The 12,518-nt window shown below is 66.4% G+C and carries 11 protein-coding genes; 9 read left to right on the top strand and 2 right to left on the bottom strand.

Annotated elements, in window-relative coordinates; genetic code table 11:
• Positions 1–12 precede the first annotated feature (12 nt).
• Positions 13–1,197: an ROK family transcriptional regulator gene (locus F5544_RS24215; protein WP_203217331.1), complete on the bottom strand. Its 1,185-nt coding sequence runs from the start codon at positions 1,195–1,197 to the stop codon at positions 13–15.
• Positions 1,198–1,367: 170 nt separating this feature from the next.
• A complete protein-coding gene (locus tag F5544_RS24210; protein WP_167475317.1) occupies positions 1,368–1,697 on the bottom strand; it encodes a plasmid stabilization protein in 330 nt (109 codons plus the stop codon).
• A gap of 258 nt (positions 1,698–1,955) precedes the next feature.
• Here F5544_RS24210 and F5544_RS24205 point away from each other — a divergent pair, with 258 nt between their 5' ends.
• The 9 genes from F5544_RS24205 to F5544_RS24165 all read left to right on the top strand — a co-directional run bounded on the left by F5544_RS24205 (position 1,956) and on the right by F5544_RS24165 (position 12,506).
• Entirely contained in the window at positions 1,956–3,059 is a 1,104-nt protein-coding gene (locus tag F5544_RS24205; RefSeq protein ID WP_167475316.1) for a GGDEF domain-containing protein, read from the top strand.
• Between the two features lie 897 nt (positions 3,060–3,956).
• On the top strand, positions 3,957–4,787 hold the full coding sequence (locus F5544_RS24200; RefSeq protein ID WP_167475315.1) for a TauD/TfdA family dioxygenase: 831 nt from the start codon (positions 3,957–3,959) through the stop codon (positions 4,785–4,787).
• A gap of 1 nt (position 4,788) precedes the next feature.
• A complete protein-coding gene (locus tag F5544_RS24195; protein ID WP_275106964.1) occupies positions 4,789–5,913 on the top strand; it encodes a pyridoxal phosphate-dependent aminotransferase in 1,125 nt (374 codons plus the stop codon).
• Positions 5,910–6,800, top strand: a complete 891-nt coding sequence (locus F5544_RS24190; protein ID WP_167475313.1) for an isocitrate lyase/phosphoenolpyruvate mutase family protein — start codon at positions 5,910–5,912, stop codon at positions 6,798–6,800. Before F5544_RS24195 ends, F5544_RS24190 begins: the two co-directional genes overlap by 4 nt.
• On the top strand, positions 6,779–7,918 hold the full coding sequence (locus F5544_RS24185; RefSeq protein WP_167475312.1) for a thiamine pyrophosphate-dependent enzyme: 1,140 nt from the start codon (positions 6,779–6,781) through the stop codon (positions 7,916–7,918). The genes F5544_RS24190 and F5544_RS24185 overlap by 22 nt, the downstream gene beginning before the upstream one ends.
• Positions 7,915–9,075, top strand: a complete 1,161-nt coding sequence (locus F5544_RS24180) for an iron-containing alcohol dehydrogenase (protein ID WP_167475311.1) — start codon at positions 7,915–7,917, stop codon at positions 9,073–9,075. The genes F5544_RS24185 and F5544_RS24180 overlap by 4 nt, the downstream gene beginning before the upstream one ends.
• Positions 9,068–10,096, top strand: a complete 1,029-nt coding sequence (locus tag F5544_RS24175; RefSeq protein ID WP_167475310.1) for a GNAT family N-acetyltransferase — start codon at positions 9,068–9,070, stop codon at positions 10,094–10,096. Before F5544_RS24180 ends, F5544_RS24175 begins: the two co-directional genes overlap by 8 nt.
• On the top strand, positions 10,093–11,292 hold the full coding sequence (locus tag F5544_RS24170; RefSeq protein WP_167475309.1) for a GNAT family N-acetyltransferase: 1,200 nt from the start codon (positions 10,093–10,095) through the stop codon (positions 11,290–11,292). The genes F5544_RS24175 and F5544_RS24170 overlap by 4 nt, the downstream gene beginning before the upstream one ends.
• On the top strand, positions 11,292–12,506 hold the full coding sequence (locus F5544_RS24165) for an MFS transporter (protein ID WP_238847483.1): 1,215 nt from the start codon (positions 11,292–11,294) through the stop codon (positions 12,504–12,506). Before F5544_RS24170 ends, F5544_RS24165 begins: the two co-directional genes overlap by 1 nt.
• The last annotated feature ends 12 nt before the right edge of the window (positions 12,507–12,518 follow it).

The raw sequence follows: 12,518 nt of genomic DNA, 5'->3' as shown, positions 1-12,518 counted from the left end.
GGTCGAGCAGAACTAGTGGGTGGAGAAGACGGTGTCCCGCGCGGTCGCCGCGGCCCGCTGTAGCGCGCCGTGCAGGACCGACGATCCGGGAACGGTGCTGCAACGCACCTCGGGCCGGGGCATGGTGAGCTCGGCGAGCGCGTCCTGTACCAGTGCGCGCAACGGCTCCCCGCCCGCCCTCGGCACCGCACCGGACAGGATCAGCACCTCCGGATCGACCACCGAGACGATCGCGGCCATGCCGAGGGCCAGGCGGTCGGCGAATTCGGCGAGGAAATCATCGCCGACGCCCGGGGTCTCGACGGCCTTGGCGACCGCTTGGGCGGCCGTCGGCGCGGTCAGCCCGTGCTTGCGGGCGAGCGCCAGAACCGCTGGGGCGCCTGCCAATTGCTGGAAGCCGCCGGAATTCTTGCGCCGCACATCGTGCACGATCGGCGCGCCGGGCAGCGGCATATAGCCCACCTCGCCCGCGCCGCCGGTGAAGCCGCGGTACAGCTGGCCCGCGATCACGATGGCCGCGCCGACTCCGACGTCGGCCCACAGCAGCACGAAATCCTCACAGCCCTGGGCCGATCCGTGGATCTGTTCGGCGACGGCGGCCAGGTTCACGTCGTTCTCGATCATCACCGGCGCGCCGATGGCGCTCGTCAGATCGTCGAGCAGGGTGGGGGAGTGCCAGCCGGGCCGGTGCGCCGCGTACCGCAGCCTGCCGGTGGCCGGGTCGAGTGCGCCCCCGATGCCGATGACCACATCGCTCAGCGCGTCATCGGCGAGCCCGGCCAGCTTGACCGTTTCCGAAACGGCCTGGGCCACATTGGCAATGGTTTCCGCGGCGGCCCAGCGCCTGCTGCTCACGCGGTGTTCGGCGAGGGTGGTTCCGGTGATGTCGGCGACGGCGATCCGCACCTCGGTGTTGGTGACGTCGAGCCCGGCCACATATCCGGCGGCCGGATTCACCTGGTACAGCTGCGCATTCGGCCCCGGGCCGCCGGCGGCGGTGCCCACCGGCACTACCAGCCCGGCTGCCTCCAGGCGGAAAAGCAGTTGTGACGCAGTGGGTTTCGACAGGCCGGTGAGCGTGCCGAGCTGGGTTCGGGAGAGCGGCCCGTTGGCGAGCAACAGTTCCAGTGCGGCGCGATCGTTGATCGCGCGCAGCAGGCTGGGCGGCCCGGCGAGGGTGTGTCGCGTATTGGCCACTGCCGCCCTCCCTCCCCATCCCCTGCGATGGATTATTAGGAAAGTTTCCAATTGTTTGAGCAGCGACCGTACGCCTACCCGACTGGGCTGTCAATCACCCGCCGGTGGGGTCGGAAATTGTTGCCGCCCCAGCAAATTCGCAACAAACTCAGGGTGGGGCGGATCGGCGGTCAGCTACGGCCGAGCGCGCTGGCCAGTTGGCTCTTGGTCATCTTCGAGCGCCCCTTGATATTGCGCTTCTTCGCCTCGTTGTAGAGCTGATCGCGGGTCGGGCCCTTGGGTCCGCCGCGCCCGGATCGCAGACCGCCCCGCCGCTGCGGCGACATATCCTCGACCGAACTGCGGCTCGCCGTCTTGGACTGCCCGGATTGCGCGCGGTTCTTGTTCACCGTCCGCGCCGCGATCTCCTCGGCCCGGCCGGTGCTCGCGCCGCGTTTCGCGGCCGAATCCTTGATGTGCTCGTACTGACGTTCCTGTTTGTTGGTCCATTCCTTCGGCATCGCACACCTCCTTGCGCAGCGGATACCCGGCAACGAGCCGGGTACGCAGCGCGACAGCGCGCCGATCGGATGTGACGCGGCTTACACTGCGTTAGGTTGCTGAGCTGTGGCTGAATGGAGAAGCGTCACCTGAGCGGCAGTGGTGACCGCAGCGGAGTCAGGTCAGCGGTTCGGGAGGTTGTGGTCGACGCCGAGGGGTAGTCCGTGAGCGAGCGAGCCATCAATACAGCGCATGTCACGACCGAGCGCGGAAGTGGCTTGGGTGTTGGTTTGCGGCTGCTGCGGGCCTGGTGGGGTGAGGGCGTCGATTACCGCTGGGTGGTCGGCGCCATCGAATCCCGCTCCGCGCTGGGGGTGCTGAAGTTCGCCATCGGGTTGTGTGGCGTGGTCACACCGATCATGAGCGTGCTCATCGCGGTATCCCCGGCGGGCCCGGACAATTCGGTCGCGCGGACGACGCTGTTGCTGCTCGCGCTGGCCGGCCTGGTGTGGGGTTTGCGCTGGTGGGTGCTGCCGTGGCCGGGCGAGGCGGAATCCCTGCTGCTGATCGCCTCCGCCGATCTGTGTGTCACCGCGGTCTGCGTGCTGAGCCCCGGCCTGGTGGTGCGATGTGTCGGGATGGTGCAGCTGCTGATCGTCGGGGTGTACGTGAGCGCCTTCCACTGTCCGAAAGTCCTTTCCGCGCACACATTGTGGTCGATCGCCACGGCGGTGACGCTGTCGGTGCCGCTGCTGACCGGCGGCGACGCCACATCGGCGGCCATCATGCTGCTCGGCATGGCGATGGCGGTGGTGGTGCCGCCCGGGCTCCAGTTCTGCTACTGGGTGCTGCGCAGCGATATGCTGTCCGATCCACTGACCCAGCTCTGGAACAGGCGCGGCCTCGACTATCACTCGGCGATCCTGCTCGGGCGTCCCGGCGCGCTGCCGATCTGCGTCATCATGATCGACCTGGACCGCTTCAAGGCCGTCAACGACACCTTCGGGCATTACGCGGGCGACGAGGTGCTGGTGCGCACCGCCGCCCGCTTGCGCGGCACCGCACCGGCCGACAGCGTCGTCTCCCGGGTCGGCGGCGAGGAATTCGCGATCGTGCTGCGCGCCCCGGCCGCCGGCGCGGTCGAGGTCGCCGAGCGATTGCGTCGCGCCGTCGCAGGCCCTATCGGCTCCATGTCGGTCACCGCCAGCATCGGCGTCGCCCGCGCCGAAGTTCACGAAACCGGCCACCGCTACGGCCAACAGCTGATGCGCGAGCTGATCCGCTCCGCCGACAGCGCGATGTACCGCGCGAAGCAGCGCGGCGGCAATGCCGTGGTAGCCGACGATTCAGTGGTGTCCCGAGCGAGCGGCGTCTCGCGTTAGCGTTCCCGCCATGGATGCCTTTGTTCAGCCTTGCGCCTAGCCGATCGTGTCGAACGCGGTGGACGGCAGGGACGCAGCGGCAGCGACCACTGTCAACACGCTCGCTACAGCCGATCGAGCAAATCGCCTGCGCGGATAACATTGTTCTCGCCTGCACGATAGGAGCCGCTGTCGAGGACGGGGCCCGGCCCCCTCGATAGCGGTGGCCGCACCAAATGCGCTGTCCCATGGTGCTCGCGCAACGAGAACATCCGCGCTGGTCGATGATTGGGCCATGCCGCTGAGTGCTCCATGTGGGGCGGGTCCCCATGCGGTGGTGCGGACCGTCGCGTTTCCCTCGCGGCTGCGGGGCGCGGACTTATGTCGCGCGGTACCCGGTCAACCCGCCCGCGCCGCCAAATCCTTTGTCTTGACAGGGGGAGCCGGTCGATCGGAGAGATGATGTCGAAACGACTTGCTTCCGATCGCAAACATCGGGTGTTCGCTTCATGGTAGGCGCTCATGGCCCGCCAGCGCGTCTTCTACCGTATCCCGGTGATATCACGAGCACCGATCGAGCTCGGCGCAACTCCCCAGCGCCCCTATGACGGGGTATTGATGCAATACTAGTTTCGGCATTGGCTCGACTAAACGTTCCGGTCCGGGTTTTGTATCTCGCATTGACGCTCAGGCAATCCATTGACGGCTCGTCGGCGTCATGTCTATAGTGTGGGGGATACATTAACGTGAGGTGACGTCGCGGTTAACGATTACCTCACGACTCTCGAATCGCTTTCGATCTTTTCGAATGCCGAAATTGCAAGCCGATATCTGGGGGATTTAGTGCCTAATTCTTTTGTGCCCTCTCGCGCGCTGGCTGAATCGACTTACGAGTCCGACGGCTTCGACATATGTCGGGTGCCAACGAGCGACACGCTGCGGACCTTTCTGTTGTCGGAGGGAGAACCCGACTCCGAACAGGCGTCGGCGGCTCGGCACGAACTGTTCGAACTGCTCCGTCACTATGTCGATGATGGTCCGGGTTTGCTGGTCCTGACGGGCATACCGGTGGATATCGACCTGGCCGAGGCCGCGCTGCTGCGGTTGACGTCTCTGCTCGGTGAGCCGCTGCCGCAGAACCGAGAAGGGTTGCTTGTCAAAAAGGTTCGTGATCGCGGCACCGCGATCGGCGAAGGTGCGCGGGCAAGGTATTCGGACTCCCGGTTCGGGGGCAATTTGCACACCGATGGTGTGGAAGCACCGCTTCCGGCGCCGGAAATATTCACATTGCTTTGTGTCCGCCAATCCGAACAGGGCGGTGCGCTACAGGTGGTGCACGTCCGGGATCTGGTCCGCGCACTGTCGGAATGGCCCGAAGTACTGGAGACTCTGCGTGAGCCGTTCCATTTCGACCGGCGTGGTGACCAGGAGCCGGGAGAATCGCCCACCGTGCGGAAGCCGGTGCTGTTCATGCAACGTGAACGGCAGGCGATTGCTTATCTTCGTAGTTATATCGAGCTCGGCCACAAACATTCCAGCTCACCGCCACTGACCGACCGGCAGTGCCGAGCTTTGGACACATTGGATCGAGTTGTCGAGACACTTGCGCTCACCAGGGTGGGAAAGCTACGAGAGGGCGAGCTGGCTATTTTCGACAATCTTTCGCTACTGCACGGTCGAACGGAATTCCGGGACAATTCCACGCATACCCGGCTGTTGTTGCGTACTTGGATTCGGCTGTCCGACTGAAATGCGCGATCTAATCGACCTCTCTTCGGGACAGGTGGTCGAAGCGATGCCCGACGCGGCGATTCGAGCGCTGGCTGCCGTCGCTTCGAAAGAACAGATCACCTCCTATGCGCCGATATGCGGCGAATCAGCACTTCGGGCCGCGGTGGCGGGCCACTATGCGAACCGCGGTCGGGCGAATGCCGATCCGGATCACATCACCATCACCGCCGGAGCAAGGCATGCGCTGTTCTGCGTGACCGCCGTGGTGGCCGGTGGCGGCGAGGTGTTGGTGCCCCGGCCGCATTGGAGTCACTATCCGGAAGTGGTGCGGCTGGCCGGCGCCCACCCGGTGTTCGTGCCCGGCGCACCCGCCAACGGCCTGCTGGTGGATCCGGGCCTTTTGGAAGCCGCTCGAACGCCGCGGACGAGGGCCGTCATCGTCAACAGTCCGGTCAACCCGACCGGAGCCGTATACGACTCGCAGACAATGGCCGCGATCAGCGGCTGGGCGAGGCAGCGGCGCCTTCATCTCATTGTCGATGACATCTACTGGGCTTACGGGGAAGCGGACGCCGCGGGCCCGCAGGCGAACGAGTACCAGGTCGTGGTCGGCGGCGCGGCGAAGGTCAATGCGCTGGCGGGAGTGCGGATCGGCTGGGTATGGGCGGATCCGGCATTGACAACGACCGTGCGTGGCGTCGTCGAACACACCACGGGCCCGGTCAGCACGCTGGCTCAGGCGGCAGTCACCGCGGTACTGGAAGAGGACGGCGAGAACGACAGCGCAGTACCAGCTCGCGTGCGCCGGGTAGCCCGACAACGCGCGCACGCCATCCAGACCATGGCGGACGTTCCGCTGCTGCGGGTGCTCCGCCCGCGCGGTGGGATTTACCTGTGCCTCGACGCGTCCGCGCTCGCGGCGGCACGGCCCGAGTGGGGCGATGACCGGCTGCTGTGCGCGGTACTGGCCGAGCAGGCCGGAGTCCGGCTGCGCGCCGGTTCGACCTTCGGGTTACCGGGCCACCTCCGGATGTGCGTGGCGGTGCCGCCGGAGGTGCTGTCGGAGGCCGCTCGCCGCCTGGCGGTGTTCTTGCGGGCAGTGGAAACGAAAACGGACATCAAGAGTGATCAGGGGGAACCATGACGGAGAATTTCGCGGAAATCATCGAGGCACCGGGCACCCGGGGCGCAGTGCTGCGGCAGGCGTTCGCCGAAGGCAGGTTGCTGCGGGTGGCGGGCGCCCATGACGGGCTCACTGCCCGGCTGGTCGCCGAGGCGGGCTTCGACGCGGTTTGGGCTTCTGGGCTGGAAATCTCCGCGGCGCACGGTCTGCCGGACATCAGTCTGCTCGGCATGGGTGAGTTCCTGGCCGCCGCGGAGACGATCCAGCGAGCGGTGGCCTTACCCGTGATAGCCGACTGCGACACCGGGTTCGGCAACGACCGGAACGCCGCGTTCACCATGATGCGCTACGAAGCCGCCGGAATCGCGGCCATCTGCATCGAGGACAAGGTCTTCCCCAAACGGAACAGTTTCGTCGATTCGGGGCAGGAACTCCTCGGCGCCGAGGAATTCGGCGTGAAGCTGCGAGCTGCCAAGGACGCACAACGACATCTGGACACCGTGTTGATGGCCAGGACCGAAGCCTTCATCTGCGACCTCGGTGTCGACGAGGCACTGCGCCGATGCCATCACTATGTCGACGTCGGCGCGGACGCGGTTTTGGTGCACTCCAAGGCGGTCGAGTCGGCGGAAGTGATCTCGTTCATGGACCGCTGGCAACGCCGGGCACCCGTCGTCATTGTGCCGACGACCTATGTGCGGTTCTCGGTAGAGGAGGCGAGGAGCGCCGGAGTCGCCATGGTGATCTATGCGAACCAGGGAATGCGAGCGACGGTACGCGCGGTGCGCGACACCTGGGCGACCGTGCTGGCCGACGGGTCGACGACCGCGATCGAGTCGAATATCGCCACGGTGAAGGATATTTTCGAGTTGTCGGGGATGAACCAGTGGCTGGGCAACCGGCGGTGAGTAGCGCGCTGCCCGCAGCGGAACTCGTTGCCGCGCTGCGCGCGTCGGGGGTACGGCGGGTGACCGGCGTGCCGTGCGGCCACCTCGCCGGACCGTGGACACTGTTCGACCGTGCCGGAGACCTGATACCCGCCGCGTCGGAGGGTGCGGCGCTGGCGCTCGCCGCAGGCTGGGAATTGGGCGGCGAGCATGCCGCGATCCTGTGCCAGAACTCGGGATTCGGCAACCTGGTCAATCCGCTCACCTCCCTGGTCCTGCCCTACCGGATCCCGGTGCTGGTGGTGATGACCTTGCGCGGCTGGCCTGATCCGTCAGGCGACGAACCCCAACACGCGGTGATGGGCTCGAGCACCGAGGCGCTGCTGACCGAGCTGGGCATCGCGCACGCGGTACTCCGGCCGAACGGTCTCGGCGCGGCACTGGCGGAGGCGGCGCGGGCGCACGCCGACAACGACCCGTTCTTCTTGTTGATACCCAGAGGATCGATCGGACCATATCTCGGCGCATCGCCCGCGGCCGGGCCGATTGCCGCCGCGGACCTGACCCGCGCCAAGGTCGTCTCGGAACTACTCGATCAGTTGACCGGGCAACTGCTCGTCACCACCACCGGATACCTGTCACGGCAGGCGCATCACGAACGGGATCGGCCCGAAACCCTGTACATGCAAGGTTCCATGGGGCATGCCGCCGCGATCGGGCTCGGGTTGGCGACTGCTCGGCCCCACCAGAGCGTGGTGGTGTTGGACGGCGACGGTGCGTTCCTGATGCACCTGGGCACCGGATCCACCGTCGCCGCGGCCGGTGCGGACAACCTGGTGCATATCGTCGTCGACAACGGCTGTTACGAGTCGACGGGCTGCCAACGCTCCACTTCGAGCGGCTTGGACTGGTCCGCGCTCGGCACCGGTCTCGGTTATCGCACGGTGCTGGAATGTGCGACCGAGGAGTCGCTCGCCGGAACTCTCGAGAGCGCATTGAAGTCGTCCGGACCGGTGCTGTGTGTGCTGAGAGTGGTTCCGACGCCGGGCGATGTGCACCCGAGGGCGACGGCGGAAATCGGACTCGACGTCATCGCCGAGCGGTTCCGCAGCGCTGTCGGAAGGACGCTCCGATCATGACGAGCACGGTCCTCACCGGCAGGGGCACATTCGACAGGCTTGCCGAAATCGCCGAATGGGACTCGCGAAGTGTCTTTGTCGTCGCGAGCGCCGGGACGGTGAATCGGCTCAGGCTGGATCGCGTGCTGCCTGCGCGGGCACGGTTGTTCTCCCAGTTCCGTCCGAATCCGACCTTCGAACAGGCGCTGGCGGCGGCGCGGGCGCGGCACGAGTGCGGTGCCCGGCTCGTGCTCGGTATCGGCGGCGGCTCGGCGTTGGATGTGGCGAAGGCGGCGCGGGCCCTGCCCACCGAACAGTCCGCGGCCGCAGATGTTCTCGACGGCAGGAGCGCACCGCTGGCGGACGCGCGGCTGGTACTCGTGCCGACGACGGCAGGACCTGGCAGCGAGGTGACCCAGTTCGCCGCTCTATACCGGGGGAGTCGCAAATTCTCGCTCGACAGCCCTGGGATAAAGGCCGATGCCGCGCTGGTCGATCCGGCGTTGACGGATGGCTGCGGGCCGGCGCAAACATGGAGTTGCGCGTTCGACGCCCTGGCACATGCGGTGGAATCGCTGTGGTCGACCCGGTCGACCCCGGTGTCGCGCACGCACGCGGTGGCGGCGTTGACTCTGCTGATACCGATCCTGCGCGATGCGGACCCGGTGCCGTCGCGGACCGAGCGTGATCGGCTCAGCGAAGCCGCGATACTTGCCGGACGGGCCATCGACCTCACCCGCACCACGGCCGCGCACGCGCTGGCCTATCCGCTCACCTCGCATTTGGATGTGCGGCACGGTCACGCCTGCGCGTTGAACCTGACCTGGTTGGCAACCATGGTCGAGGCGGCGGAACCAGGTGATCTCGCCGACGCACGAGGGCCCGCCGCTGTCGCCTCCGCTATCACGACGCTGCGACGACTGTTCGGGGCGGATGGCCGGGAGCTGGGTCGGGTGATCCAAGACCTCCTCGTCGCGCGCGGCCTCCCGACGCGCTGCCCGAGCGACAGCGGCACGGAGCTGGTCGAAACCGTGGTCGCCGAGGGCTTGGCGTCCAACAGGATCAGCGGCACACCCATCGTGCTCGATCCGGCGCTGGTCGCCGCGGCGGTGGGAGACCTGCTTCTCGCACGCAGTGGTCCATGCGGGAACCGAGCGAAGGAGTTACGTGATGCATAACTACCGACTGGACGAAAAGGTCGCCGGACGACTGGAGGTCCGGGTGCTCCACACGGCCGACGACCTGGGGCCCGACTGGGACGAGTTGGCCGAAGACCTGGACGCGCCGGTATTCCATACCACCGGATTCATGCGGGCATACGAACACTATCCGGTCCAGAGCATCGCGCGGCCACGCTATCTGGAAGTCCGTGATAGCCAGGGCAGGCTGTGCGCCGCCGCACCCGCGTACATCCAGGGCGACCCGCTCAGTCTGTTGGGACTGGGAGAGAACGGATCGGCCTTCCTTTCTCCCATGTGGCATTGTCCGGGCGCGCGTGTGCTTGCCCGCGACGAAGAGTCCCTGCGGGTACTAGGGGAGGCATTCGGCAGGCAGGCCGCGGAAGCCGGGTGCGCGCAGTGGGGGTTCATCAACGTGGAAGAAGGCGCGGAGCCCGTCCGGTCCCTGGCGATACATGGGTTCGAGCAGAAGGTGCTGGTGCCGCGCTGGGTCCTGCCTCGCGAACTCGCCCCCGACCGCCCGACATATCTGGCATCGCTGCACGGCTCCGCGCGGCGGGAGTTCGGTCGTCAGCTTCGCCGAGCCGAAGAACACGGCGCACAAAGTCTGGTGCACCGCGCCGACTACCCGGGTTTATCGGCATTGATGGAGTTCGTGGCCGCCACCGCGACCAGAGCCGGTTCCCCCAAGTACTACGACCCACCGAAACTCGCGGCATTCCTACACGAGCTGGGCGAACCCGTCCGGGTACTCGAAGTCCGCGACCGCGACGGCGCAACCCTGTCGGTCGGGGTGTCGTTCCTGGAGAAAACCCGGCTGCAGTATTGGGCCGCTGGATACCGGCGTGACCGCCCGGATATCAAGTTCAGCCCGTACTACCGAATGTGGTGGGACATGCTGCAGCTGATGTGGGCGAGCGGCGTCGAAGTCGCCGAGTGCGGGCGTCTCAACGAGCCGTTCAAACAGAAGATGGGTCTGGTTCCCCGGTACCAGATCGCAATGACCGGGCCTGTCGCGTGAACACGCACATCATGGCAGGCGGCCTCGACACCGGTGGCCTGTTCGACATCACCGAATGCGGACTGGCCGAGTCCCCCGTCGAGTGGGACCACCTGGTTCCGGCGACCGGAATCGGCTTCTATTCCTCCCGCTCGTGGAATCTGGCAATGCTGGGGCAGAACGGTGCGCGGGAGAGTGTCCTGATCGCGCGGGACCGTCGCGGAGCACTTCGCGCGGTAGTACCCGTATTCCGGTACGACGGTGGGCCCGGCAACTCACATCTACATCCCGGAACGCTTTTCGGTGGTGTCGACAGCGTTTCCGATCCCGCCGTACGCCGCTGGGAGCCGGTGACGGTCGTCGGTAGCGCCTCCGGCTATGGCACGGCACCGGCCGTGTCAGGGGATCTGGCCGCATGGACCGCCGCCAGCGACCGGGTAACCGCGACAGCGACCGGCACCGTCTTCATACCCCATCTCACCGGATCGGATGTGGCCCGGCTGCGCGCCGAGTGGCCGAGCCGACCGGCACTGCTGACCTCGGTGCGGGTGTCGGTACCGGTGCCTGCTGTGCCGGAGGCCGACTACGAAAACACACTGCGCAAACGAGACCGCGACCGGGTGCGATGGGAACGTCGACTGCTGAGCCGGGGTGGCCGCGTCATCACCGTCGAACCCATCACCGAAGCCAATATCGAAGAAATCGCCGGATTACAGGAAAAAACACAGCGGCGACACAACACCTACGGCGATACACGACAATTCGTCGAACGCTATCGACAGATCAGGTCGGTGTTCGGGGATGCGTTATTCGCCTTCATCTGCCGCCATGAGGGCCGGGCGATCGGATCCCTGTCGTGCATCGAGCACGGCACCACGTTGATCGGTCGTTCCGCCGGCCTCGACTACGACCGGACCGGTCGATACGCCGAGTACTTCAACCTGATGATCCACGAACCCCTCCGTTACTGTCTGCGGCGCGGCCTGCGTGAACTCGACCTCGGGGTTGCCGGATATCGCCAGAAACTACTCCGCGGCGGCAAGGCAGTCCCGGTGTGGTCGATACTGCTCCGCCCGCCATCGGGCTGGACCCGGAAAGATACCGTCCACCACAACCGTGCCGCCGCTCAGCGCCTGCGCGCAGACCTCGGCCCGACGTGTCCACCGGAACTCGCCGATTTCTTCGAGCACATCCAGCAGACCGGAACGGCCATGTGATGCTTCGCAACCCGACGTTCCGGCTCCTGCTCGGCGCTCGAACTCTATCCACCCTGTGCACCGGCCTCGACCTCGTCGTACTCGCGTGGCTGGTGATCGTTGTCGGCGGTACGCCGATGACGCTCGCGATCATGGCGGCACTCAGTGCGGGCGCGGGCGTTCCCGCCGCATTCTTCGGCGGCCCGCTCATCGACCGGTTCTCGCGCCGCGCGGTCACCGTCGCCACTGAAGCGGGGCGGATCCTCCCGGTGGGCCTTCTCCCATTGCTCGCGGCTTTCGATGAGGTGCGAATCTGGCAGGTACTCGCGGTCAGCGCCTGGGTCAGCGGACTTTACTCGCTGTCGGCGGCCAGCTACAGCGCGTTGCTGCCACAACTTTTCGACCGAACAAACCTGTTGCGCGCCAACGGGTTATGGCAAGCGGCATCCCAGGTGGGCGTATTCATCGGCGCGGCGCTGGGCGGGCTGGCGATCCCGGCCGTCGGCGCGGCGAACTCGCTGCTGTTCGGCCTCGCGGGACGGGTGGTGATCGTCGCCGCGCTGCTGGCCCTGCGCCTGCCGCACCTGCAACGTCCATCGACCAAACGATCCGGTGGATTCCTCTTTCGCGACATGGCCGAAGCATGGGGTTTCCTGCGCGAACACCGATTGCTGCTCTGGACCACCCTGTTCGTCGCGGTGCCTGGCAGCCTGATCTCCGGCATCAACGCCGTACTGCCGGCGTTCGTCAAGAATGACAACCACTTGGGCGCAACCGATTACGGCCTCATCGACGCCGCGTGGGGGGTTGGCGCATTCGTCGCGAGCGTGTTGTGCGTCAGATTGCCGAACCTCCAGGAGAACCACCGAAATCTCGCCGGTTCCCTGCTGCTCACCGGCGGGGCCATGGCCCTGCTCGCGACTGCCCGCAACCTGCCCTGGTCCCTCGTATTCGCCGGACTGGTCGGCGGTGCGGCACTCGGCTCGCTCGTCCTGTTCCGGGCACATGTCCAAGCCGAAGCCCCGCCCGAACACACCGGCCGGATCCTGGCGATGTCCCAACTCGTGCTTTCGGCACTCTGGTTCGGCGTCGCGCTCGGCCTCGGCGCGCTGACCCTGCTCATGACGGTACGGGCCGTGATCGTGACGTGGGGCGTGCTGATCGTCCTCAGCGGTCTGGCGGCACGACGACTGATGGCCCCTCGATTACCAGACAGAACCCCGACCAACACATAAGGAAGCAGATCC

The organism is Nocardia arthritidis (assembly GCF_011801145.1).
Classification (GTDB): Bacteria; Actinomycetota; Actinomycetes; order Mycobacteriales; family Mycobacteriaceae; genus Nocardia; species Nocardia arthritidis_A.
Note: the sequence above shows the minus strand (reverse complement) of the source record. Positions and strands in the feature narration are given on the sequence as shown.

Excerpts from the sequence above, each read along its gene's own strand:
- F5544_RS24175 (WP_167475310.1), top strand. The coding sequence starts at position 9,068 with ATGCATAACTACCGACTGGACGAAAAGGTCGCCGGACGACTGGAGGTC.
- F5544_RS24180 (WP_167475311.1), top strand. The coding sequence starts at position 7,915 with ATGACGAGCACGGTCCTCACCGGCAGGGGCACATTCGACAGGCTTGCC.
- F5544_RS24165 (WP_238847483.1), top strand. The coding sequence starts at position 11,292 with ATGCTTCGCAACCCGACGTTCCGGCTCCTGCTCGGCGCTCGAACTCTA.
- F5544_RS24190 (WP_167475313.1), top strand. The coding sequence starts at position 5,910 with ATGACGGAGAATTTCGCGGAAATCATCGAGGCACCGGGCACCCGGGGC.
- F5544_RS24210 (WP_167475317.1), bottom strand. The coding sequence starts at position 1,697 with ATGCCGAAGGAATGGACCAACAAACAGGAACGTCAGTACGAGCACATC.
- F5544_RS24195 (WP_275106964.1), top strand. The coding sequence starts at position 4,789 with ATGCGCGATCTAATCGACCTCTCTTCGGGACAGGTGGTCGAAGCGATG.